General features: G+C 65.9%; 17 protein-coding genes. 5 read left to right on the top strand and 12 right to left on the bottom strand.

What is annotated here, in order from left to right; all coding sequences use genetic code 11:
- Window positions 1–113: 113 nt before the first annotated feature.
- From C8C93_RS25590 to C8C93_RS02600, 5 genes are all read right to left on the bottom strand, one after another.
- Window positions 114–1,298 (bottom strand): hypothetical protein, encoded by a 1,185-nt coding sequence (locus C8C93_RS25590; RefSeq protein WP_147433718.1) that lies wholly within the window; start codon window positions 1,296–1,298, stop codon window positions 114–116.
- 1,215 nt (window positions 1,299–2,513) lie between these two features.
- Entirely contained in the window at window positions 2,514–3,599 is a 1,086-nt protein-coding gene (locus C8C93_RS25595) for a hypothetical protein (RefSeq protein WP_305000484.1), read from the bottom strand.
- A 263-nt stretch (window positions 3,600–3,862) separates the two neighbouring features.
- Window positions 3,863–4,807, bottom strand: a complete 945-nt coding sequence (locus C8C93_RS25600; protein WP_121505812.1) for a collagen-like protein — start codon at window positions 4,805–4,807, stop codon at window positions 3,863–3,865.
- Window positions 4,808–4,834: 27 nt separating this feature from the next.
- On the bottom strand, window positions 4,835–5,389 hold the full coding sequence (locus C8C93_RS02595) for an IPTL-CTERM sorting domain-containing protein (RefSeq protein ID WP_233559567.1): 555 nt from the start codon (window positions 5,387–5,389) through the stop codon (window positions 4,835–4,837).
- Between the two features lie 374 nt (window positions 5,390–5,763).
- A complete protein-coding gene (locus C8C93_RS02600) occupies window positions 5,764–8,430 on the bottom strand; it encodes an ABC transporter permease (protein ID WP_121505814.1) in 2,667 nt (888 codons plus the stop codon).
- A 322-nt stretch (window positions 8,431–8,752) separates the two neighbouring features.
- Here C8C93_RS02600 and C8C93_RS02605 point away from each other — a divergent pair, with 322 nt between their 5' ends.
- Together C8C93_RS02605 and C8C93_RS02610 are read left to right on the top strand one after the other, a co-directional pair.
- On the top strand, window positions 8,753–9,181 hold the full coding sequence (locus C8C93_RS02605) for an Hsp20/alpha crystallin family protein (RefSeq protein WP_055393269.1): 429 nt from the start codon (window positions 8,753–8,755) through the stop codon (window positions 9,179–9,181).
- Between the two features lie 425 nt (window positions 9,182–9,606).
- Window positions 9,607–11,199 carry a serine hydrolase gene (locus C8C93_RS02610; RefSeq protein ID WP_158603239.1) on the top strand — a complete coding sequence of 531 codons (1,593 nt, stop codon included), beginning with the start codon at window positions 9,607–9,609 and terminating at the stop codon, window positions 11,197–11,199.
- A 17-nt stretch (window positions 11,200–11,216) separates the two neighbouring features.
- Here the strand turns inward: C8C93_RS02610 and C8C93_RS02615 are convergent, their stop codons facing one another.
- The 5 genes from C8C93_RS02615 to gdhA form a co-directional block, all read right to left on the bottom strand.
- Window positions 11,217–11,873, bottom strand: a complete 657-nt coding sequence (locus tag C8C93_RS02615; RefSeq protein ID WP_121505816.1) for an ABC transporter ATP-binding protein — start codon at window positions 11,871–11,873, stop codon at window positions 11,217–11,219.
- Window positions 11,870–12,901 carry a tRNA (adenosine(37)-N6)-dimethylallyltransferase MiaA gene (gene miaA / locus C8C93_RS02620; RefSeq protein ID WP_121508626.1) on the bottom strand — a complete coding sequence of 344 codons (1,032 nt, stop codon included), beginning with the start codon at window positions 12,899–12,901 and terminating at the stop codon, window positions 11,870–11,872. The genes C8C93_RS02615 and miaA overlap by 4 nt, the downstream gene beginning before the upstream one ends.
- Window positions 12,894–14,135, bottom strand: coding sequence for a multidrug effflux MFS transporter (locus C8C93_RS02625; RefSeq protein WP_121505817.1), 1,242 nt, complete (start codon window positions 14,133–14,135; stop codon window positions 12,894–12,896). The genes miaA and C8C93_RS02625 overlap by 8 nt, the downstream gene beginning before the upstream one ends.
- Before the next feature lie 88 nt (window positions 14,136–14,223).
- Window positions 14,224–15,057 carry an alpha/beta hydrolase gene (locus C8C93_RS02630; RefSeq protein WP_121505818.1) on the bottom strand — a complete coding sequence of 278 codons (834 nt, stop codon included), beginning with the start codon at window positions 15,055–15,057 and terminating at the stop codon, window positions 14,224–14,226.
- Window positions 15,058–15,197: 140 nt separating this feature from the next.
- The gene (gdhA, locus tag C8C93_RS02635; protein ID WP_055393279.1) at window positions 15,198–16,541 is read right to left on the bottom strand and encodes an NADP-specific glutamate dehydrogenase; all 1,344 of its coding nucleotides are present in this window, start codon (window positions 16,539–16,541) and stop codon (window positions 15,198–15,200) included.
- 254 nt (window positions 16,542–16,795) lie between these two features.
- Between gdhA and C8C93_RS02640 the strand changes: the two genes are divergently transcribed.
- A complete protein-coding gene (locus C8C93_RS02640) occupies window positions 16,796–17,959 on the top strand; it encodes a glycerophosphodiester phosphodiesterase (RefSeq protein ID WP_121505819.1) in 1,164 nt (387 codons plus the stop codon).
- 169 nt (window positions 17,960–18,128) lie between these two features.
- On the opposite strand, the gene mutL is transcribed toward C8C93_RS02640, so the two are convergent.
- Window positions 18,129–20,171 (bottom strand): DNA mismatch repair endonuclease MutL, encoded by a 2,043-nt coding sequence (mutL, locus tag C8C93_RS02645; RefSeq protein WP_199726973.1) that lies wholly within the window; start codon window positions 20,169–20,171, stop codon window positions 18,129–18,131.
- Window positions 20,172–20,280: 109 nt separating this feature from the next.
- Between mutL and C8C93_RS02650 the strand changes: the two genes are divergently transcribed.
- The gene (locus tag C8C93_RS02650; protein ID WP_121508628.1) at window positions 20,281–20,928 is read left to right on the top strand and encodes a DedA family protein; all 648 of its coding nucleotides are present in this window, start codon (window positions 20,281–20,283) and stop codon (window positions 20,926–20,928) included.
- 109 nt (window positions 20,929–21,037) lie between these two features.
- Here the strand turns inward: C8C93_RS02650 and C8C93_RS02655 are convergent, their stop codons facing one another.
- Window positions 21,038–21,277: a glycine zipper 2TM domain-containing protein gene (locus C8C93_RS02655; RefSeq protein WP_082437237.1), complete on the bottom strand. Its 240-nt coding sequence runs from the start codon at window positions 21,275–21,277 to the stop codon at window positions 21,038–21,040.
- 308 nt (window positions 21,278–21,585) lie between these two features.
- On the opposite strand from C8C93_RS02655, the gene C8C93_RS02660 reads away from it, so the two are divergent.
- The gene (locus C8C93_RS02660) at window positions 21,586–23,151 is read left to right on the top strand and encodes a methyl-accepting chemotaxis protein (protein ID WP_233559226.1); all 1,566 of its coding nucleotides are present in this window, start codon (window positions 21,586–21,588) and stop codon (window positions 23,149–23,151) included.
- The last annotated feature ends 12 nt before the right edge of the window (window positions 23,152–23,163 follow it).

Below are 23,163 nucleotides of genomic sequence, written 5' to 3' on the forward strand. Positions count from 1 at the left end.
CCGCCAGTTGTCCTCTCGCGGGGGCGGTGTCTCCATCCTATCTGCAAGCAAGCAACCAGAAAGCTACGGATCGCATTGACTGGGGCCGGTTATGCCGGGGTCGGCCTCTTGAATCACTCGCAATGCACGGCGCTGATGGCGGTTCCTTCGATCGCGCTTCCCCCAGAGGTAAAGCCGCCAACGTTGGTTGTGCTCATCTGCAGCGCAATATTGTCAGTGGGCAAGAGGGCCACCGCCGTGGTGCTGGTGCAGGTGGCTGCAGGTGTAGCGCCCACCGTGCAACTCAGACCCGTCGAGGCTCCGTTCTTATAGAGCGTCACGGTCAGGGGAATCGTTGGCACGGCCGTGTAGTTTCTCACGTGCAGCTTTGTGGTGGTGCAGGTCGCAAAGGCTGGGGACGAGGCATTGGCGAACACCGTTGGGTCGATGGGGCAGGCCGACCCTGCAGTGAACAGGCACCGCGAATAGTCAAAATTGCCGCCAGAAATGCCTCCGATGCCAAAAGGCACAAAAGCGGCCGAGTCGGTCGTCGCTGGCATGATCGCCGCGGTGCCGAACAGGATGCCGCCGCCTCCGCCGCCTGCGGCCCCAGTGGCGCCAGTCGCTCCAGTCGCTCCAGTAGCACCCGTTGCGCCGGTGGTCCCAGTTGGCCCGGGCACGGTGCTGTCGGCACCGGTAGCGCCGGTAGGCCCAGGAATGCCCTGGAGGCCTTGAGCCCCTGTAGGGCCTGTAGGTCCTTGTACGGTGCTGTCTGCACCCGTGGCGCCCGTTGCACCTGTGACCCCCGTGGGGCCCGTCACACCGGTAGCGCCCGTGGCCCCGGTGGCGCCTGTTGCGCCCGTGGCACCGGTGCCCGAAGCGCCGGTCGCTCCAGTGGCACCTGTCGGGCCGGTGGCGCCAGTAACACCAGCAGTACCTGTGGTACCTGTGGCACCGGTGGGGCCGGTCACGCCTGTTGCACCGGTCGCCCCGGTGGGGCCTGTGGCACCGGTGGCACCGGTGGCGCCAGAGCCAATACCTGCCGCACAAGGACCCAGGCGACCTGTGGCGCTATCAAAGCACGTGAGGTTGGTGTTGGGTGTGGCACCACTCAGACCGGATGCACGCACCTCGCCACTGTCTTGCACGCGAAACCGTTCCTGGCCGCCGGGGCTCTTGACCACAAACCCGCCACCGCTGGGGACCGTGAAGGATAAATCCGCCGCCAGGGCCAGCGGCGTGTGCAGTGTGCAGGCGGCTCCCAGCACAGCGAACAGATAGTGCGGTTGGAACGTGGGCTTTGTGGATCTGGGCTTCATGGTGTGCAGTGCTGGCTGAGGGGGTTACTACAGAAAGAGACTGTGTTGGGGCGAGTACTCGTCAGTCTTCATACATCGGTGTAAGTGGCTGCCACGAATGCACCACTCACTGCTACTGGCACGAAAATTCAACGGAAAGCCCACCGCTTGTGGTTCCGAGCTGAGCACCGCCAGCATCCAATGTGACTGCGAAAGAATCGCCTGCATTAAACGCTTGGTTTGCCGCGATAGTGCAAGGTGCGCCGGCACAGGAGCTGACAGCACTGGGTGCCACAAAGCCGTTGCCTTTGAGCAAAGTTGCTGTTAGTGCGGGGAAGGGGTTGGCGGTCCGCACGTTGACATTGCCGATGGTGCAGCTTGAGGGCATTGCAAAAAAACTGGCACCTGCGATGACAGCGGCGCCATTCATGTAGCCCGACGTGCTGGTTGCAGTGGACGCCAGGATGCTCTGCCAGCGATACCCTCCTGCTCCTGCCGGCCCCGTCGCCCCGGTCGCCCCCATAGGTCCCGCAGGCCCTGTGGCGCCAGTTGCACCGGTGTTCCCCTGTGGCCCGGGCACGGTGCTGTCTGCCCCGGTAGGGCCGACAGGCCCTTGAATGCCCTGGATACCTTGAGGCCCCGTAGGCCCCTGCACGGTGCTGTCGGCACCGGTGGCACCCGTTGGTCCGGTGACCCCAGTAGCCCCCGTCGCGCCGGTCGCTCCTGTTGCGCCCGTGGCACCGGTACCAGAAGCGCCAGTAGCCCCTGTGGCACCTGTTGGGCCTGTGACGCCGGTTGCGCCTGTAGCTCCTGCGGCGCCAGTGACCCCGGTGGGGCCGGATGAACCCGTTACGCCGGTTGGCCCGGTGGGGCCTGTGGCACCCGTGGCGCCAGATCCGATACCTGCCGCACAAGGCCCGAGGCGCCCGGCGCCATCAAAGCAGGTGAGGTTGTTGGCGGTGGGGGCAGCGTTCAGGCCGGGGACGGTGACCTCGCCAGTGCCCTGCACACGAAACCGTTCCTGGGCACCGCCCGGGCTCTTGACAACAAACCCACCACCGCTGGGTACCGTGAAGGACAAGTCCGCCGCCAGGGCCAGCGACGTGTACGCGTAGACCACACCCAGGGCGGTCACCAAGGAGAGAGTTTTGTATTTGGTCTTCATGGTTGGTAAGACTCAGAAGAGGGGGGTGGGTCGAAAAGTCCCTGAGGGGTGTGACCACTCAAGTCTTGCACTCAAGGGCCGAACGAGAGCGGCACTGCAACGTTGGCTGGCAACCCTACCGCTGCCGGCGTCACTAAGGTGAGCGGGAACATGTGTTGGGTAGAGGCCGACGAAGAGCAAGCACCGGAGGTGCTGTCTTCAATGGAGGCAACAGTGATACCTAGCGTGGCTTGTGGAACGGGAGTGGCTAAACCATTGGCGTCGGGGTTTGCAAGGGTATAAAGCTGTCCTGTTGTCCGATAGACCACGGTCTTGGCAAAACGTGGATTGCCCGCAGTTCCACCGCTGCCGCCATAGGGCGTACCTGTGCAGTCCGCCGAAGTAAAGTAAATAGAAGATTCGTTCTGAATCGCTCCGTTGAAGCGCAGTTTGACGTAGTGCTTTGTCGATGTCAGGAAGGCCACAAACGACTGGCTGCTGACGGACATGTCGATGACAGTGCCAAGGTTGACGCCGTTGTTGTCTTGAACGAATAGCCCACCACCTGACGAGCCCGCAGCCCCGGTGGCGCCAGTAGCTCCAGTAGCTCCAGTAGAACCCGTTGCGCCGGTAGTCCCGGTTGGCCCGGGCACGGTGCTGTCGGCACCGGTAGCGCCGGTAGGCCCAGGAATGCCCTGGAGGCCTTGAGCCCCTGTAGGGCCTGTAGGTCCTTGTACGGTGCTGTCTGCACCCGTGGCGCCCGTTGCACCTGTGACCCCCGTGGGGCCCGTCACACCGGTAGCGCCCGTGGCCCCGGTGGCGCCTGTTGCGCCCGTGGCACCGGTGCCCGAAGCGCCGGTCGCTCCAGTGGCACCTGTCGGGCCGGTGGCGCCCGTGGCGCCAGATCCAATACCCGCTGCACAAGGGCCCAGGCGACCTGTGGCGCCATCAAAGCAGGTGAGGCTGGTGTTGGGTGTGGCACCACTCAGACCGGGTGCACGCACCTCGCCACTGTCCTGCACGCGAAACCGTTCCTGGCCGCCGGGGCTCTTGACCACAAACCCGCCACCGCTGGGGACCGTGAAGGACAAGTCCGCCGCCAGGGCCAGCGGCGTGTGCAGTGCGTAGGCGGCTCCCAGCACTGCGAACAGGTGGTGCGGTTGGTAGGTGGATTTCATGGTGCGCCGTGCGGGTTGAGGGTGTTGCTAGAGGATGAAATTCTGGGGGGGCGTGGCGAGACAATGCCAAGTCAGGCAGCAACCAATGGTGCAGGCCTGTGCTTTCTGACAGTCGCAAAAGCAGGTGGAGCCGTGATGGAGCCTGGTGCGCCATATCGAGGGCACTGCCCATCACAAAAACATTCCATCCCCTGCGTTGGCCGGGACATGTGCGTTGTTGCATCCATGCCCCGTGTGCGTTACGCGATGGGGATGGTCTTCAACTACTGGCAGATGGCGTAGGCCGTGGCTTCAGCCGGAGTGGCAAAAACACTGATCTCACAGGTCCACTGGTCAGTCGCCGCTGGATAGTTCCCCCCTAAATAATGGTCTACGGCGTTTAACGAAATACGGCATCCCCCACTGACCACTGTTTTTCCTGCCGTGCAAGTCGCAGTCAGAGAGACCGGGCCGGTATTTGCGGGCCATGATCCAGTGTTGGTGACCGTAGTCAGCGTCAGTGGTCCAGCAACCCCAGTGGCGCCAGTAGCACCAGTCGCTCCAGTAGCACCCGTTGCGCCGGTGGTCCCAGTTGGCCCGGGCACGGTGCTGTCGGCACCGGTAGCGCCGGTAGGCCCAGGAATGCCCTGGAGGCCTTGAGCCCCTGTAGGGCCTGTAGGTCCTTGTACGGTGCTGTCTGCACCCGTGGCGCCCGTTGCACCTGTGACCCCCGTGGGGCCCGTCACACCGGTAGCGCCCGTGGCCCCGGTGGCGCCTGTTGCGCCCGTGGCACCGGTGCCCGAAGCGCCGGTCGCTCCAGTGGCACCTGTCGGGCCGGTGGCGCCAGTAACACCAGCAGTACCTGTGGTACCTGTGGCACCGGTGGGGCCGGTCACGCCTGTTGCACCGGTCGCCCCGGTGGGGCCTGTGGCACCGGTGGCACCGGTGGCGCCAGAGCCAATACCTGCCGCACAAGGCCCGAGGCGCCCGGCGCCATCAAAGCAGGTGAGGTTGTTGGCGGTGGGGGCCCCGTTCAAGCCGGGGACGGTGACCTCGCCAGTGCCCTGCACACGAAACCGTTCCTGGGCACCGCCCGGGCTCTTGATCACAAAACCGCCGCCGCTGGGCGGGGTGAAGCTGATATCGGCAGCCAGGGCCAGGGGCGTGTGCAGCGCATAGACAGCACTCAGGGCGCAGATCAGACGCAGAGGATGAAACGATGACTTCATGGATGAAAACTCCTGGTTCCGGCAGTTTCAGATGCGTCGATTGCCCGTTGCGCTTGGGGCACGGCGTTGGTGCCACAAGGCTGCCAAGCCCATCAACAATGCCATCAGCATGAGGCCGTATTCGCTCAAAGTTGGAATGTTGGTGGCTGCTGCCGCGCCGCCGATTTGCACGCCGCCATTGACAGTGGCGTTGTTGCGGGTGACCGTTGCGCCGGGGCCCAGGTTGATGACGGCAGTGCCGCCGCCCGAGGAGACCAGCTGGATGTTTTGACCGGGCGCTCCTTGCAGGGTCAGGGTGCCCAGCACGGTGATGTTGGCGCCTGCGGGGATGACAAAGGTGCGGCCCGTGGTGCTGGACAAGGTCAGGTTCTGGAACACGAAATTGCCACTGATCTGGCTGGTGTTGCCGATGCAGCCGTCGCGCAGCACCACTGTGTTGTTGCCGGTGTCGATGGGGCCTGTGGCGGAGAGATTGCCACCCACCGAGATGATCCCGTTGCTGCCGGAGACGATGGCACTGGAGCCGAAGGTAACGTCGCTGTCTACACTCAGCGTGCCACCGATGTTGAGCGTGCCTTGCATATCCACGGTGCTACAGCTCAAATCAACGATGGAGCCACTTGGAGCGTCCAGCGAGGCGCCGGGTGGAATGACAATTTGCGCTGCCGCAGGGGCGCACAAGCACAAGGCCATGGCACAACCGGCCAAAAGGCGTGAAATCTTTCGTTGCATTGGATTTTCCCTCGTTGATCAGGCAAACGCTGCACCACAGTGAGGCGCGTTTCGGGCGGATGCCTGCGGCCTGTGTGCTGGTTACAGCGCGATGATTTTTGTAGCGTGTTTACTATCTTCGTGAAAGAGTTTGCAATTTGCAAACAAAATTTGGTCGGTGTGACGTGTCTGCACCAATTTGTTGCATGGGCCTGGTGGGCCGTTGCGGGGCTGTGTTCCGCTGGCTACCAGTCTTCCTTCACAGCCATCACCGCATCCCGCCCCGCCGCAGCCCGCCCTGCAAGCCACGCCGTGAAGGTGCCCGATGCGACCACGGCCACGCACAAGCCCAGCAGCCGCCCGGCAGGCAGGCTGAGGTCCATGGTCCAGTGAAAGCTCTGCGGGTTGACCACGTGCACCAGTACCACCGATACGCCAAGGCCCAGCAGCAAGCCTGCGGCCGCGCCCACGCCCGTCCAGGCGGCGCCTTCGCCGGCCACCACAGCCAGGATCTGGCGCCGCGTGAGGCCCAGGTGGGCGAGCAGGCCGAACTCCTTGCGGCGCGCGAGGATTTGGGCGCTGAAGCTGGCGGCCACACCAAACAGGCCGATGCCGATGGCCACGGCCTGTAGCCAGTAGGTGACGGCAAAGCTGCGGTCGAAGATGCGCAGCGACCGTTCACGGATAGCGCCTGCGGAGACGAACTCCACCAGGGCCCCGTCCACCGCGCTGGCGCTCTCCCGGGCCTTGGGCACACGGCCCGCCTGCGCGGCTGCCACTGCGCGGATCGAATCCTGCAACGCTGCGATGTCTGCTCCCTCGGCGGGCCACAGCGCCAGGTCGCTGGTGCGGGCATCGCCGGTCAGGCGCAGCCATACGGTGCGGTCCATGGCCACGGCGCCCGACTGCCGGGCGTAGTCGCGCCATACGCCTGCTATATAAAAGATAGCTGGTTGCGCTTGTCTATCAAGCGCCAGGGGGCTAAAAGCATCAGAAAGTGCAGGCCACTCCATACCAGGGCGTAGCCCATACAGGTCCACCACCGCCTCGCTGATGTAGACGCCAGTGCGCCCCGCGGGCACGCGCAGGGCCTCGCCCACCAGTGGCAGACTTTGCGCCGGATCGTTACCCAGTGGGCGGCTGATGACCGTGAGCGCGGGGCGCGTGGCATCCAGCTGCAGCGGGCTCGCGCGCAGGGCTTGCACACGCGCCAGTCCAGGTAATTGCGCGACGGATTCGGCGAAGCCCGCAGGCAGCAGTGCAGCCTCGCTGCCCGGCACACCCAGGGCCGAGCGCACATACAGGGGCGATGGCAGCACTGCGTCCAGCCACTGCGTGACCGAGCCGCGAAAGCTCGACACCATCACCGTCAGTGCGACGGCCAGGCTCAGGCTGGCTACCACGCCGCCCACTGCGATAGCTGCCGTGCCACGCATGCGCCGCGCGCGCTCCAGTGCCAGCAGCGACAGGGTGTGGCGTGCGGCCAGCGGCTGCAGGTGGTGCAACAGCCAGGCCATGGCCCAGGGCAGTACGACAATGCCGCCCACCAGCAGCAGGCCGATGGCCAGGTACGCGGCAAGTGGTATGCCAAAAATGGGCGGAGCGCTCGTCAGTACAGCGCCAATAGCTATCAAAATAATACCTATCCAGCCTTTGCCCGCCTGGCTGGACACGGTGCCCAGGCCTTTCAAGGTTTGCGCGGGCGGCAGTGTCTGCGCGGCGCGCGCGGGCCACCAGCCCCCCACCAGTGCAGCCAGCACACCCAGTGCGCCGTAGACCAGGGCCGCCGGTGCGCTCCACTGCAGTACGGGCTGTACGCCCGCAAAGTAGCCACCGCCCAGGTCGCCCCCCAGCAGGCGCAGCGCGGCAGCGGCCAGGGCCGTGCCCAGGGCGATGCCGGCGGCGCTGCCCACCAGGCCCAGCATGGCGGATTCGGCCAGCACCAGCGCCAGGCGCTGGCGCGGTGTGGCGCCCAGCACGGCCAGCAGCGCAAACTGCGGCGCACGCTGCGCCACGCTGAGCGCCAGCACCGAGAACACCAGAAATGCGCCCGTGAACAAGGCCACTAGCGCCAGCACCGTGAGGTTCACGCGGTAGGCGCGCGACAGATTGCTGATGCGCTGCGCCGCGTCGCCCGGCTGCGCAAACACCACCTGCGACGGCCAGCCGGGCAGCGCGCGCACGGCCTGCTCCCACGCGCTGCGGTCTGTGCCCGGCTGCAGCTGCAGGTCGATGCCGCTGAGCTGGCCCGCGCGGCCGAACAGATCCTGCGCCGCACCGATGTCCATCACCGCCAGGGGTGCGCCCCCGGCGGCCACCGTGCCCGCCGCCTGCACCGGCCATTGCTGCATCCCGGCCTGCAGCAGGAGTTGCGGTGCCGGTTCGGTCGATGAGGTGGGCGTGGTGGGCAGACCCAGTGCCTGCAACGCCGCCGCATTGAGGAACACCGTGGCCGGTGCAAAAAGGGCCAGCCGGTCAGCGCCCGCCCAAGGCCGTGGCATAAGCGCGGGCGCCATGGTGGGCAGCAGCAGGGCGTCCACGCCCAGCACGCGCAGCGGGGCGCTGGTGGGGGAGGGCACGCTTGCAGCACCTGGCTGCGGCCGCAGGGCTCGCGCCACGGCCGACAGCTCCAGCAGCGGGCTGGCGCGCGCCACCTGGGGGTGCGTGGCAAGCTGCCCATACAACGCCTCGGGCAGATCGCCCTGCATGGCGCGCAATTCCAGGTCGGGCTGACCGTTGACGGCGCGCACCGCCTGCGAAAACTCGTCCAGCGCCGACGCATTGATCACATGCACCGCAAACGCCAGCGCCACGCCCAGCATCACCGCCGCCACCGCCGCAGCGCTGCGCCAGGGGTGGTGGCGCAGGTCCTGCCAGGAGAAGGTGCGGAGCAATGCAAGCATGGCCTGCATTGTGGCCGCAGGGGCTGGTCCCAGCAGCGTTTGATGCAGGTCAACCTTGCGTTTTGCATCCTCTTGAAGTGCCGAAAGGCTGCGCCTATCTTGGAGCCAGAAGGTGTGAATGAGCCCCGCGTGCCCGACCAGGCTGCCAAAACGTTTCCGATATAGGCGCAAAGCGCAGCCATAGCTCGGGCCATGGCGAGCATTTGCAACAGCGAGCGGGAGCGTTTTGGCGGGATGTGCGGGCATGTGGGGTTCGTTCACACCTTCTCAGGGGCCCGCCCTCCTGCGCAGGCCCAGTTGTTTGTCTCAACCCCTTTTCAGGAGCAAAACCATGAACTCTCTTGTGACACGCGGCAGTCTGTTTGACGACTTCTTCAAGGACATTGCACCGGGCTTTTACGTGCGCCCGCTGCACGGCGACAACCTGCCCAGCCCCGGCCAGATCAAGGTGGACGTGAAGGAAACCGAGGACGGCTACACCGTGTTGGCCGAAGTGCCCGGCGTGGCCAAGGAAGACATCCATGTCTCGCTTGAAGGCAATGTGGTCAGCCTGCGCGCCGAGGTGCGCCAGCACGATGAAAAGCGCGAAGGCGAGAAGGTGCTGCGCTCGGAGCGCTACTACGGCGCGGTGGCCCGCAGCTTCCAGTTGCCCGCCGATGTGGACGCTGCACAAGCCAAGGCCAAATACGACAACGGTGTGCTGACGCTGAACCTGCCCAAAAAGGTGAACAAGGCGGCGCAGCGGTTGAACATCGAGTAACTCCATCGGACTTGCGCGAAAAAATGCAATCCACCGCCCCTCCCAGGGCGAGTGGGTTGGTTGATTCCGTGGGCGCAAGACGAACCTCGAACGGCGGTTGGGTCGCCCGCCAACGGCCTGCCGCATGCAGATCCATGGGGCTGCGTGGCCGGGATCTCTGTGGCCCGTGGAGCGTCGGATGGGCCGTCCGGAGCGCCGCCGGATGGCGCTCCCCAATAGATGTTGAACCACTTCTTAAGCCTGCCCACAGCCAGTGCATGCGACCATGCCGGCCATGGCACCCGTACCGTGGTGCCTTTCAGGGAGGCGATTAAATGGTTTGCAGTGATGGAGTCCTTGCCCCGGTACGCCGCCTTGCGTGGCAAGCCCTTGCTGCCGGGGCGCTGTGGATAGCGTTTGCCGGGCACGCTGCAACCACACCCGCTGTGCCTGCCCCTCCACCCCGTTTCGACTGGTCGGGGCCTGCTGACGCCATGGCGGCTGCAGCGCTGGGCCCGTTGCGCGGCGCTGCCGAGGTGGGTGTGTGGCACGACGGCCAGACACGTTTCGGTGCCGCCCGCAACCGCGTGGCTGAGTCGCCCATCCAGGCGCTGTTCGAAGTGGGCTCCATCAGCAAGGTGTTCACCGGCTTGCTGCTGGCGCAGGCGGTGGAGCGTGGCGACATGGCGCTGGACGACACGCTGGGCGGGTTGCTCAACGGCTCGCCCGCACTGGCGCCCGCCTTGCCCGCCCCGGTAGCTGCCATCACCCTGCGCCAGTTGGTCACGCACACCTCGTGTCTGCCGCGCTTGCCGGCGGACTTCCGCCACAATTCCGATCCCGCCAACCCTTATCTGCGCTACGACCGCCCCCGCCTGTGGCAAGCCCTGGCCGATGCACGGCTGCCCCAGTCGCCGCCGTGCGCTGGCGCATACAGCAACCTCGGTTTTGCGGTGCTGGGCGAACTGCTGGCCCAGCGCAACGGCAAACCCTGGGCGGTGCTGGTGCACGAGCGCATCACCGGCCCGCTGGGCATGCAGGACACGGTGCAGTCGCTGGGCGACAAGGCACCCCGCCTTGCTGCACCGCACGAGGGCGAGACGCCGGTGTCGGTGTGGGAGTTTGATGCCTTTGCCGGTGCGGGCGCCTTGCGCTCGACCACGGCCGACATGCTGGTGCTCAGCCGCGCGCTGCTGGCCGGCGCGCGAGGGCCCTTGGGCCCAGCGGCCGAGCGCCTGTTCACACCGCTTGCGGACCACGACGGTGGCCAGATCGGCTACGCCATCATGCTGCGCGAGCGCGATGGGCTGCGCACCTGGCTGCATGGCGGCGGCACCGGAGGCTTTCGCAGCGTGTGGTTGCTGGCGCCCGACAGGGGTGAGGCGGTGATCGCCTTGGTGGGCAACGCGCGTGCCGCGCAGCAGGATGTGATGACTCCACTGTTGAAGCAGCGTTACCCCGTGCCGCCCGGTCAGCCCGCCACCGATGCGACCGTGCTTGCCCCGTACGAAGGGGTGTACCGCGTATCTCCTGCCGTCGCCCTGAGCCTTGCCATGGTGGATGGGCAACTGCAAGCCCGCCCCACGGGTGGGGTGTTTGAGCCGCTGCAGGTGCTGGGGCCGGATGCGTTCACGCAGCCAGCCACCGGCCGCCAGTTCCGCTTGGAGCGCAATACGGAAGGCCGACCCACAGTGCTTTACTACACGCGCTTTGGGGCACGCCTGACGGCAACCCGGTCCGAAGAGCCGGTGCTCGGCTTGGTACCACCCCAGGCCCAGGGCGTGCTGGCCCCTTACCTGGGCCGCTACCGGCTGCGCGGCGGCAATGTGCTGGATGTGCAGGCTGAAGACGGTCGCCTGCAGGTGCGCCTGGGCTCGCAGCCGCGCTTCACGGTCTATCCGCTGCCGGGGCAGCCAGACCGGTTTGCGTATGACGCGGTACGGGCCGAGCTGGAGTTTGAGCGCTATCCCAGCGGCGAGGTGCGTGCCGTGGTGCTGCACCAGAACGGGCGCTTCCGGGCGCCCCGCCTGGAGCCCTGAACAGGCAGGCCTCTCAGTCAGTCGCCCGCGCTGATGCCGTCGCTGCGCAGCCGCAGCACCCGGTCGGCCCGGGCTGCCGCCGCGTCGGAGTGCGTAACCAGCACCAGTGACGCCCCATGCCCGCGTGTCTGCGCCAGCAGCAGGTCCATCACGCGAGCGGCGGTGGTGGGGTCGAGGTTGCCGGTGGGTTCGTCGGCCAGCAGCAGGGCGGGGCGGTGCACGAGGGCACGGGCAATGGCCACGCGCTGCAGCTGCCCCCCGCTGAGCTGCTGCGGCAGCCGCGCGCCCAGGTCGGCCATGTCTACGGCGTCCAGCATCTGCTGTACGCGCGTCGGGTCTTTCTGGCCCAGCAGCATCAGCGGCAGGGCCACGTTCTGCGCTACGTCCAGGTGCGGCAGCACATGAAAAGCCTGGAAGACAAAACCCACATGGGCGCGGCGCCACAGGGCGCGCTCTGTGTCGCTTAGCTGGCCCAGGTCGGTGGCGCCGTGCGTGATGCGGCCGGTGTCCCAGGTGTCGAGCCCGGCCAGGCAGTTGAGCAGTGTGGACTTGCCCACGCCCGAATCGCCCACTATGGCCACGAACTCGCCGGGCTCGACAGTGAAGTTCACGTGCGAGAACACCGGCGTTTCACCGTAGTGTTTGCCCAGCTGTTCGGCGCGCAGCAGTGTCATGGGGTGGCGGGTTCTTGTCCGCCCGGCTGCTGCTGCAGCCGCTGCAGCACGGCCTGCACGAGCTGGGCGACGGCGTGGGGTTGGTCGCAGGCGATGGTGTGGCGCTCGTGCATGCTGCGCAGCCAGGTGATCTGGCGCTTGGCCAGCTGGCGTGTGGCCGCAATGCCGCGCTCGCGCAAAAAGGCGAGGTTCAGCGGCGCGTCGGGGCCCTTGGCCGCCTGGAAGTCCAGCTCTTCCCACGCCTGGCGGTAGCCCACGCAGCGCATGGAGGGCAGGTCCGGGTGCAGGTCGCCGCGCGCGCGCAGGGCCCGCACTTCGTCGATGAAGCCGCTGGCCAGCATGGCGTCAAAACGCTGGGCAATGCGGCCGTGCAGCCAGGCGCGGTCGTCAGGTTCTAAGGAAAACAAGGCTCTAGCGCTTATCCCACAAGCGCTACCAGCTATCTTTTTAGTAGTATGAAAGCTCGACAGGGGTTGGCCGGACACTTGCCACACCTCCAGGGCGCGCTGAATGCGCTGGCTGTCGGCCGGGGCCAGGCGTGCGGCCGTCACGGGGTCTACGCGGGCCAGCTCGGCATGCAGCGCGGGCCAGCCCTGCTCTGCGGCCTGGGCTTCGATCTGTGCGCGCACGGCAGGGTCTGCGGCGGGCATGTCGTCAATGCCGTCAAACAGCGCCTTGAAGTACAGCATGGTGCCGCCCACCAGCAGCGGCAGGGCGCCACGCGCACGGATCTCGGCGATGAGCCGCGTGGCGTCCTGCACGAACTCGGCGGCGCTGTAGGCCTGCAGGGGGTCGCGGATGTCGATGAGGTGGTGCGGGACAGCGGCAAGCTCGTCGGGCGTGGGCTTGGCGGTGCCGATGTCCATGCCCCGGTACACGAGGGCCGAGTCCACGCTGATGATCTCCACCGGCATGCCCTGCTTGCCGAGCACGGCCGCCAGCGCGAGGGCGCCCGCCGTCTTGCCCGAGGCTGTGGGGCCTGCCAGAGCGATGGCAGGCAGAGCGGTGTGCAACAGGGGCTCAGGCATGCTCACGCGGCGCTCCAAATTTTTGCACCAGCGTCCACGAGATCAGGGCCAGCACCACCGACCAGAACCAGATGCCGTTGACCAGTGGCCACACCGTGCCGTCCAGCCGCATGCCCAGCCAGCCGCCGATTCCGAACGCGGCCAGCATCATCATGAAACCATTGAGTGCGGACGCCACGCCAGCCGCTTTGGGGAAGGGACCCACCGCACCGCTTTGCCCGCAGGGCTGGTGGATGCCGTGGCCCAGCATGAACAGGTAAAAGGGCAACAGCAGCGCCCACGGCTGGTGCCAGCCCATGAAGGCCACGGCCGCCATCAGCGTGCCGCCGCTCATGCTCAGCGCGCCAGCAATGGCCACCGTGCGCAGCAGGCCTTGGCGTACCAGCAGGCGCCGGCACAGGAAAGTGCCCGCGAGATACGCCACGCAGGCCGACGCCATCGTCCACCCGAACTGCGTGCGGGTGAGGCCCAGCACGTCGATGAAGACAAACGACGACGCGGCGAGAAAGGTGAACAGCCCGCCATAGGTGGCTGTGGTCTGCAGCGAGAACGCCCAGAATGTGGGGCTGCGCAAAACCTGCATCCAGGTGCCGACCAGGGCGCGGGGCTGCAGGGCTTTGGGGTTGCGGTGCGCCAGGGTCTCGGGCAAACGCAGCGCCACCAGTGCCAGCGTGGCCACGGCATACACCGTGAGCGCCATCAGCGCCGCGCGCCAGCCCAGCCACTCGCTCAGCACCCCACCCAGTGGTGCGCAGATGCAGGCCACAATCCCGAGCCCGGTGAGTGCCTTGGACATGGCGCGCGCGCCATCGAGCGGGGTGTACAGGTCGCGCACGATGGCCCGGGCACACATCACCACCGCGCCCATGGCGGCACCCTGGGCAATGCGCCACACGATGAGCAGTGTCATGGTGGGCGCAAAGGCGCTACCCAGCGAAGCTACGGTGTAGATGCCCAGCCCCGCCAGAAGGATAGGGCGGCGGCCAAAGCGGTCTGACAACGGCCCCCACACCATTTGCGAGCAGCCAAACGCGAGCAGCAGCCCGCTGAGCGTGAGCTGCGCAGCGGCCATCTGAGCGCCCAGGCTGCGCGTGAGGGCGGGCAATGCGGGCAGGTACAGGTCAGTGGTGACGGGCTGAATGGAGAGCAGCATGGCCAGCACCAGGATGGCCATGCCGGGCTGGATGGCGGTGGAAGCAGCCGCAGGCACGGCGGTGGCGGAGGGAGCAGACATATCTGTCTGAGCGTACCAGACAGGGAACGGGGGCATTCAGCGCAGTAGCGATGCCCCCAACAGGGTGCATGGGGCCTGCGGCAGAAGGCTATTTCAGATTGAACAGCGATGCCATGGCTTGCCGATACGCTGGTTGCCCTACCGAGTTGGTGTTGTGGTGCGACCCGCCTTCCACCAGCACAAACTGCTTGGGCTCCTGCGCCGCCTCGAAGAGCTTGCGGCCCAGGGCGGGCTGGATCAGGCTGTCCTGGCTGCCATGCACCACCAGCAGGGGCGAGCCGATCTCGGCCACCTTGCGGACGGATTCAAAACGCTGCGTGATCAGGCCCGACACCGGCAACCATCCCCACTTGAAGGTGCTGACCACATCGGGGATGCTGGTGAACGTGCCTTCCACCATGGTGCCCTGTTCGTCAGACACCTGGCGGGCCAGGTCGATGGCAATGGCGCCGCCCAGCGAGTGGCCGAAGATGTAGCGGGGCTTGCCCGGTTGCTGCTGGGCCAGCCAGTCCCACGCGGCGCGGGCATCTTCGCTGGCGGTCGCCTCGGACGGCAGCCCGGCGCTGCTTTGGCCGAAGCCCCGGTAGTCGATGGCCAGCACCGAAAAGCCCAGCTCCTGCATGCGCCGGATGCGGCCCGACGAGCCCGCCACGTTCCAGCGTGCACCGTGCAAATAGAGCAGCACGGGCGCATCGGCGCGCTCATGGGCCAGCCACAGGCCATGCAGGCGCTCGGCCTTGCCGCTGGCGTCGGACTGGAAGTCGATCCAGACATCCTGCATGTCCGCCGTGGACTGTGCACCGCCCCAGCTGCGGTCGCTGGGCTGGAAGATCCATTCGCGCTGCTTGGCGTCGAGGGTGGCGCAGCCCGCCGTCACGGCGATGGCCAAGGTCAGGGTAACCAGGAGGGGGGTGCGCTTCATGGTGGAGACAGACTCGGCTTCGCGTCAGAAAGTTCTGACCGGCGAAGCAGGGTTTGTGCCCGTTTCCTGCAAATGGAGCGAAATGGCGGGCAACGCGCCTTCTTGTCCCATCTTCGGTTGCCTTGCCTTCGGAACCGGGGTTACACCACGCCCTGCGCCAGCATGGCGTCGGCCACCTTCACAAAACCGGCGATGTTGGCGCCGTCCACATAGCTCACCGTGCCATCGCTGCGTTTGCCGTAGTGCAGGCAGGCAGCGTGGATGCCCTGCATGATCTGCAGCAGGCGCGCATCCACCTCTTCGCGCGGCCAGGACAGGCGCGCGGCGTTCTGGCTCATCTCCAGACCCGATGTGGCCACGCCGCCTGCGTTGCTGGCCTTGCCCGGGGCGTAGAGCACGCCTGCAGCCTCAAACGCCTTGGCTGCGTCGATGGTCGACGGCATGTTGGCGCCCTCGGCCACGCAGACCACGCCGTTCTTGATCAGCACCGCAGCGTCGTTCGCGTCCAGCTCATTCTGGGTGGCGCAGGGCAGGGCCACATCCACTGGTACATGCCAAGGGCGTACCCCGGCTTCAAAGGTGGCGCCGGTGCGGGCTGCGTAGTCGCTCACGCGGCCATACAGATGATTCTTCACTTCCATGAGTTCGGCCAGCTTGGCAGGGGTGAAGCCGTCTTCGTCCACGATGGTGCCGCTCGAATCCGAGACCGTGACCACCTTGGCTCCCAGTTCCATGGCCTTTTCGACGGCGTATTGCGCGACGTTGCCCGAACCGGAGACCGACACACGCAAGCCGTCGAGCGAGCGGCCTTTGGACTTGAGCATTTCCTGTGCAAAGTACACCGTGCCGTAGCCCGTGGCTTCGGGGCGCACCAGCGAGCCGCCAAACGACAGCCCCTTGCCGGTGAACACGCAGTCGGCCCGGTTGCTGAGCTTTTTCATCATGCCGGCCATGAAGCCCACCTCGCGGCCGCCCACGCCGATGTCGCCCGCTGGCACGTCCGTGTCGGCCCCCACGTGGCGGAACAGCTCGGACACAAAGGCTTGGCAAAAGCGCATGACCTCTCCCGGGCTCTTGCCCTTGGGGTCAAAGTCGCTGCCGCCCTTGCCGCCGCCCATGGGCAGGGTGGTCAGAGCGTTCTTGAAGGTCTGCTCAAACGCCAGAAACTTCAGCACCGAGAGGTTGACCGACGGATGGAACCGGATGCCGCCCTTGTACGGGCCAATCGCCATGCTGTGCTGAATGCGGTAGCCCCGGTTGACCTGCACGCTGCCGTGGTCGTCCACCCACGACACGCGGAACATGACGATGCGCTCGGGCTCCACCAGGCGCTCCAGCAGGCCGTGCTCGGCGTAGCGGGGGTGTTCTTCAATGAAGGGCCACAGGCTTTCCATCACCTCGGTGACAGCTTGCAGAAACTCGGGCTGTCCTGGGTTGCGAAGGGCGACGTGTGAGAGGAAGCTGCCTGCGGACGCGTGTTTCATATTTCAAAAAACTTTCTGAAGATCAAGGGGCGGTGGCACGCCATGGCGCGCTGCAACATCGAATTATGTCTAAAAGTTATACGTTTATGCGCATGACTCTGCACAATGGTGGGGAATGTGGCAGGGTGATTGCCACTTTTTGGTGCGTTTGGATGGTGCGGTGAAGCTGTCATCCATTCGCAAAACGGGCGTCATCGCCTTGTCACAGGGGGCGCCCACAGTTCGGCGGTTCTAAACACAACGAGGAGAAGAGCATGCACATTTCCGGTGCTAAGTTGGGTGCGCTGGCCCTGGTGGCCACGCTGGCTGCTTGCGGTGGCAGCGATGACAACCCCTATCCCACTTTGAGTGGCGACAAGCCCCTGGTTATTGGCCACCGGGGTGCCGCGGGCTACCTGCCGGACCACACGCTCGAAGGCTACAAGCGGGCCATCGAGATGGGCGCCGATTTCATCGAGCCTGACCTGGTCGCCACCAAGGACGGTGCGCTGATTGCACGCCACGAGCCCAACATCACCGGCACCACCGATGTGTCCACCCGCGCCGAATTTGCCAGCCGCAAGACCAAGAAAGTGGTCGACGGCGTGGAAGAAGAAGGCTGGTTCGCCTCGGACTTCACCCTGGCCGAAATCAAGACCCTGCGCGCCATCCAGCCCCTGGCCGACCGCGACCAGTCGCACAACGGCAAGTACCAGATCCCCACGCTGGAAGAGGTGCTGGACCTGGCCAAGAGCGAAGGCGCCAAGGCGGGCCGCACCGTGGGTGTGTACCCCGAAACCAAGCACCCCACCTACCACGTCCGCCTGGGCCTGCCACTCGAAGACCGCCTCCTCACCATCCTGGCCAAGTACAGCTACACCGCCAAGAGCTCGCCGGTCATCGTGCAGTCGTTTGAGGTCTCCAACCTCAAGTACCTGCGCACCAAGACCCAGATCCGCCTGGTGCAACTGGTGGACGCGAACGACGTGAACCCCGACGGCAGCATGGACCTGACCGCCCCCTACGACAAACCGTACGACTTTGCCGTGGCGGGAGACACGCGCACCTTCGCCAGCCTGCTCACGCCTGCGGGCCTGAAGGAAGTGAAGACCTACGCCGACGGCATCGGCCCCTGGAAGCCCTACCTGATCCCCTCCAAGCAGGTGGACGCCAACAAGGACGGCAAGGCCGACGACCTCAATGGCGACGGCAAGATCGACGAACGCGACCGCGTGATGATGCCCGCCACCGACGTGGTGAAAAACGCCCACGCCGCAGGCCTGCTGGTGCACCCCTACACCTTCCGCAGCGAGGCCAAGCGCCTGGCGTCGGACTTCAAGGGCGATCCCAAGGCGGAATACAAGCTGTTCTATCAGCTGGGCGTGGATGGCGTGTTCAGCGACTTCCCGGACCATGCCAAGGCGGCGCGGGATAACTGAAGCCCACTGAGGCCCGGCGCGCCTTCCCCCCAAGGGGGGCGCGTACCCGGTGGGCCAGCAAAGCCGGTTCCACGGGTGCACTGGCCTGGGGCTGTGCCGGTTGTGGCGGCCCCTGGGCTTGATGTGCAGGTGGACCATCGGCCCTCGGGCCGATCTTTTTGCGGGTACCTTACCGGCCCCGCAGGAACAGCGCGTCCAGTTCCTTCATGCTGAGCTGCCGCCACGTTGGCCGTCCGTGGTTGCACTGGTCGCTGCGGTCCGTGGTTTCCATCTGCCGCAGCAGCGCATTCATCTCGTCGATGGTGAGCTTGCGGTTGGCGCGCACGGCGCCGTGGCAGGCCATGGTGCCCAGGATTTCGTTGCGCGCGCGTTGCACCACGGTGGTGGCGTCGTGGGCGGCCAGTTCGGCCAGCACGCTGCGGGCCAGTTCCACGGGGTCGCCCTGGGCCAGCGTGGTGGGCACGGCGCGCACGGCCAGGGTCTTGGGGGAGAACGGCACGACTTCCATGCCCAGCGTGGCCAATACCTCGGCCGATTCTTCGGCGGTGGCGACCTCTTGCGGTGTGGCGGCAAAGGTGGCTGGGATCAGCAGGGGCTGGCTGGCAATGCGGGCGCCGCTGTCCACCTGGGACTTGAGGCGTTCGTAGACGATGCGTTCGTGCGCGGCGTGCATGTCCACGATGACCATGCCCTGGGCGTTTTCGGCCAGGATGTAGACGCCGTGGAGTTGGGCCACGGCCTTGCCCAGCGGCCAGGCGGTGTCGTTGCCGCCCTGGCCCTGGGGCCAGGTGGTTTCTTTCGCGGTGCTGTTGTTGGCCCAGGCCGCAGCAGGGGGGGCGAATGACGTGGGTGTCACGGGCTGCGGCATGGCATCTGCCTCGCCGGTGTTGGCCGCAGCGCCCCAGTTCACCAGCGGTGCGGTGAGCCCTGCAGACGGTGTGGCTGCGTCCTCTTTCCTTGGCCCCCACAGCGCCTGCAGGTCGGCCACATGGTGGCCACGTTCTTCAAATTTAATAGCTGCTTGCGCTTGTCTGGTAAGCGCTAGAGGCTGATTTGGCTTGAAATTCTCAATGGGGGCCTGTGCCGTGGAGCCCGTGTCTGCTGAAGCGGCAGCCCCTGCAGCCGCCGCCAGCGCTGCGGCGCGGGGCGCTGCCAGCGCGTTCTCCACGGCGTGGCGCACGGCCTGGTGCACCTCGCGGCTGTCTCTGAAGCGCACTTCGATCTTGGTGGGGTGCACGTTCACGTCCACGCGCGCCGGGTCGATTTCCACATACAGCGCGTAGATGGGCTGCTTGTGGCCGTGCAGCACGTCTTCGTACGCGCTGCGTGCGGCGTGGGTGAGCACCTTGTCGCGCACGAAGCGGCCGTTGACGTAGCAATACTGGTGGTCGGGGCGCGAGCGGGCAGCGTCGGGCAGGCCTGCGCGGCCGGTCACGGTCACCGGCCCCATGCGGTGCTGCACGGCGACGGACTGGGTGACGAAGTCTTCGCCCAGCACGTCCGACAGGCGGCGGGCCAGCGCATCTTGTGCATCCCCCTGGCCAGGCACGAAGGTGGCGCGCCACTGCTCCACCAGCTTGCCTTCGTGCCAGATGGCAAATCCCACATCGGGCCGGGCCAGCGCGTGCCGACGCACCGATTCGATGCAATGGGCCAGCTCGGTGGCGTCGGTCTTCAGGAACTTGCGGCGCGCGGGGGTGGAGAAGAACAGCTCCTTCACCTCCACGGTGGTGCCGGTGCTGCGCGCGGCGGGGCGCAGTTCGCCGCTGCGGGCATCCAGCAAAAAGGCGTTGGACTGGGCGATGGGGCGGGAGAGCAGCGACATCTCCGACACCGAGGCAATGGCCGCCAACGCCTCGCCCCGAAAACCCATGGTGGCCACGGTTTCCAGGTCGTTCAGGTTGGTGATCTTGCTGGTGGCGTGGCGGCGCAGGGCCACGGGCAGCTCTTCGTGTGGAATGCCGCCGCCGTCGTCTTCCACGGTGATCAGGCGCACGCCGCCGGCTGACAGGCGCACGGTGATTTGCGTGGCGCCTGCATCCAGCGCGTTGTCCACCAGCTCGCGCACCACCGAGGCGGGGCGTTCCACCACCTCACCGGCGGCGATCTGGCTGATCAGCTCGTCCGGTAGGTCGCGGATGGGGCGCCGGTTGTTGAGGGGGGTGAAAGAGGCAGGCTGCGCCGCTGCAAGGGTGGGGGTGGTGTCGTTCACCCGGCCAATTTTAGGACGGGGGCCGCGCAGGGGTATCGGCCGGTGCCTATTGGCCGATGGGGATAATGCCCGCAACTTTTTTGCGTCCGGTGCCCCCACCGGCTACCCCATGGAACTGGTGACCTTTCTGATCGACTTCATCCTGCATGTCGACAAGTACCTCGAAGCCTTTGTGCAAACCTACGGCGCCTGGGTGTATGCGCTGTTGTTCCTGATCGTGTTCGTCGAAACCGGTGTGGTGGTCATGCCGTTTTTGCCCGGCGACTCGCTGCTGTTCATCGTGGGCGCGCTCTGCGGCGCGGGGATGATGAGTTTTCCGCTGGCCTGCGCGGTGCTCATCGCGGCGGCCATTCTGGGGGACCAGTGCAACTATTCGATTGGCCGCTTCTTTGGCCCCAAGGTGTTCCAGTGGGAGGATTCGCGCTGGTTCAACCGCCGGGCCTTCAACCAGGCGCACGATTTTTACGAGCGCTATGGGGGTATCACCATCATCCTCGCGCGTTTCATGCCATTCATCCGCACGTTTGCGCCCTTTGTGGCGGGCGTGGCCGAGATGAGCCGGACCAAGTTCACAGCGTTCAACGTGGCCGGGGCACTCATCTGGGTGCTGGGCATTTGCTCCGCTGGCTACTTCTTTGGCAACTTTGCCTGGGTCAAGGAAAACCTGGACAAGATCATCTGGGCGATGATTTTTGTGCCCGGCCTGATCGCGATTTTTGGCGCCTGGCGGGCGGGGCGGCAGGCCAAGGCGGCCTGATTTATTGATTGCAATTGCTATAAAAAATATAGCTGCTGGCGCTTTTGGAATAAGCGCTAGCAGCTATTTTTCTGCCTGATCCCCAGAGGGTCAGGCACAGCGAGTGGAATTAACGGCGGTAGGGCTTGCGTTGATCGCGGTCTTCGCCGATCTCATGGCCGATGAGGGCACCGGCCGCCGCACCGCCGATGGTGCCCACGGGCCCGCCAAAGACAGCGTTGCCAGCTACACCGCCGACCACGGCGCCTACACCGGTGCCCACCTGGGCGCCCGACGGATTGGAAGCGCAACCACCCAGAGCAAGGGCTGCAGTGCAGGTGGTGGCAAGAAGGATGTGACGGATTTTCATGGCAGGAGTCCTTTATGAATGGAGTCAGGCCTGGGGTCCCAGCAGCGGGTGCGTCGGGGCTCGACCTGTGGCTTCACTATCCATTCGGCGGCTGGGGCCCGGCGTAGGCAGCTGTGGCAAGCGTCTGTAGGACATGGGGCCTCGTGCGGGGCGGGCGCTGCGTTTGGCCGTAAGGCGGCCTTGGCCCATGGGCCAGAGGCCGGTGATCAGGGTTTACGTGGCCTGTGGGGTGGTTGCCAACGGGCGGGCGCAGGAAGATCATTTCTTCTCTCTGCAAACCCATCACATACATCTAAAAAGGGGACACCATGGACCAGCAACCACGGGGGATGGGTGCGCAGCTGACGGTGGCGCAACAGATTGGATTGATTGTGGGGGTGGCTGTTTTTGCGCTGGTGCTCATCCTGGCCCTGAGCCTGGTGCGGGTGCAGACCCTGGGCAATACGGTGGACCGCCTGGCCACCGAGCAGGTCGAGCGGCTGCAGCTGGCACTGCGCTGGCGCAGCAACATTGCCGTCAACTCCACGCGGGTGTTCTCCATCGTCCAGACGGAGGGCGATGACCTGCAGAACTACTTCAAGGACGTGGTGGCGGCCACCACCGCTGACACCAGCAAGGTGCAAAAGCGCTACACCGAGCTGGAAAACAGCCCGCAGGGGCTGCTCATCCAGGAGGAGTTGGCCACCATCCGCAAGTCTTACCTGGAGACGCGCGACAAGTCGCTCGCGCTGAAGAAGGCGGGCGACATGGCCCAGGCGCGCGCCTATGCGCTGGGCAGCTTTGCCCCGGTGCTGGACAAGTACAACGCCGTGGCCGACAAGATGGTGAACTACCAGGTGCAACGCTCGGCCGAGCAGGCGGCCGAGGCGGCGGGCTTGATCCAGTCCTACCGCATGACCGTGTTGGTGGCGGGTGTGGCGGGGCTGGCGCTGCTGGCGGTGTTGTCGTGGGTGGTGGTACAGCGCATCCGCCGCTCGCTGGGGGAAGTGAGCGCCGTCGCCCAGCGCATTGGCGAGGGTGATCTGTCGCAGCCCATCAATGCCAGCGGGCGGGGCGAGGTGGCCGAGATGATGCGGGCGATGGAGGCCATGCAGACCTCGCTGGTGCGCATCGTGGGCGATGTGCGCCACAGCAGCGACAGCATTGCCACCGGCTCCAGCGAAATCGCCTCGGGCAATGCCGACCTGAGCCAGCGCACCGAGGAGCAGGCCAGCAACCTGGAGCAAACCGCAGCCTCGATGGAGGAGATCACCAGCACCGTGAAGAACAATGCCGACACGGCCCAGCGCGCTGCCGTGCTGGCGGGCACCGCATCGGCTGCGGCCGTGAAGGGTGGCGAGGTGGTGGGCCAGGTGGTGGCAACGATGCAGGACATTTCGGCCGCATCGCGCAAGATCACCGACATCATTGCGGTGATAGATGGCATCGCGTTCCAGACCAACATCCTGGCGCTCAATGCCGCTGTGGAAGCCGCCCGCGCGGGCGAGCAGGGCCGGGGTTTTGCCGTAGTGGCCAGCGAGGTGCGCAATTTGGCCCAGCGCAGTGCCGAGGCTGCCAAGGAGATCAAGGCCCTGATTGGTGCCAGTGTGGAGAAGGTGGATGCTGGTACGCACCTGGTCGGCAACGCGGGGCAGAGCATCGAAGACATCGTCGCCCAGGTCAAACGTGTGAGTGACCTGATCGGCGAAATATCGAGTGCGACGGGCGAGCAGACCATCGGCATCAGTCAGGTGGGCGAGGCCGTCACACAGCTCGACCAGGTCACGCAGCAGAACGCGGCGCTCGTGGAGCAGAGCGCCGCAGCGGCCGACAGCCTCAAGCACCAGGCTGCCAAGCTGGCCGAAATTGTGAGCGTGTTCCGGCTGGGGCGCTGAGCGGACACTGAT

The organism is Acidovorax sp. 93 (assembly GCF_003633835.1).
GTDB classification, from domain to species: Bacteria; Pseudomonadota; Gammaproteobacteria; order Burkholderiales; family Burkholderiaceae_C; genus Acidovorax; species Acidovorax facilis.

What these genes read in the sequence shown, in the direction of transcription:
- C8C93_RS02650 (WP_121508628.1), top strand. Translation starts at nt 20,281, where the DNA reads ATGGAACTGGTGACCTTTCTGATCGACTTCATCCTGCATGTCGACAAG.
- C8C93_RS02615 (WP_121505816.1), bottom strand. Translation starts at nt 11,873, where the DNA reads ATGACACTGCTGCGCGCCGAACAGCTGGGCAAACACTACGGTGAAACG.
- C8C93_RS02625 (WP_121505817.1), bottom strand. Translation starts at nt 14,135, where the DNA reads ATGTCTGCTCCCTCCGCCACCGCCGTGCCTGCGGCTGCTTCCACCGCC.
- C8C93_RS02600 (WP_121505814.1), bottom strand. Translation starts at nt 8,430, where the DNA reads ATGCAGGCCATGCTTGCATTGCTCCGCACCTTCTCCTGGCAGGACCTG.
- C8C93_RS25590 (WP_147433718.1), bottom strand. Translation starts at nt 1,298, where the DNA reads ATGAAGCCCAGATCCACAAAGCCCACGTTCCAACCGCACTATCTGTTC.
- C8C93_RS02660 (WP_233559226.1), top strand. Translation starts at nt 21,586, where the DNA reads ATGGACCAGCAACCACGGGGGATGGGTGCGCAGCTGACGGTGGCGCAA.
- C8C93_RS02640 (WP_121505819.1), top strand. Translation starts at nt 16,796, where the DNA reads ATGCACATTTCCGGTGCTAAGTTGGGTGCGCTGGCCCTGGTGGCCACG.
- C8C93_RS02630 (WP_121505818.1), bottom strand. Translation starts at nt 15,057, where the DNA reads ATGAAGCGCACCCCCCTCCTGGTTACCCTGACCTTGGCCATCGCCGTG.
- gdhA (WP_055393279.1), bottom strand. Translation starts at nt 16,541, where the DNA reads ATGAAACACGCGTCCGCAGGCAGCTTCCTCTCACACGTCGCCCTTCGC.
- C8C93_RS02605 (WP_055393269.1), top strand. Translation starts at nt 8,753, where the DNA reads ATGAACTCTCTTGTGACACGCGGCAGTCTGTTTGACGACTTCTTCAAG.
- C8C93_RS25595 (WP_305000484.1), bottom strand. Translation starts at nt 3,599, where the DNA reads ATGAAATCCACCTACCAACCGCACCACCTGTTCGCAGTGCTGGGAGCC.
- C8C93_RS25600 (WP_121505812.1), bottom strand. Translation starts at nt 4,807, where the DNA reads ATGAAGTCATCGTTTCATCCTCTGCGTCTGATCTGCGCCCTGAGTGCT.
- C8C93_RS02655 (WP_082437237.1), bottom strand. Translation starts at nt 21,277, where the DNA reads ATGAAAATCCGTCACATCCTTCTTGCCACCACCTGCACTGCAGCCCTT.
- C8C93_RS02595 (WP_233559567.1), bottom strand. Translation starts at nt 5,389, where the DNA reads ATGCAAGGCACGCTCAACATCGGTGGCACGCTGAGTGTAGACAGCGAC.
- miaA (WP_121508626.1), bottom strand. Translation starts at nt 12,901, where the DNA reads ATGCCTGAGCCCCTGTTGCACACCGCTCTGCCTGCCATCGCTCTGGCA.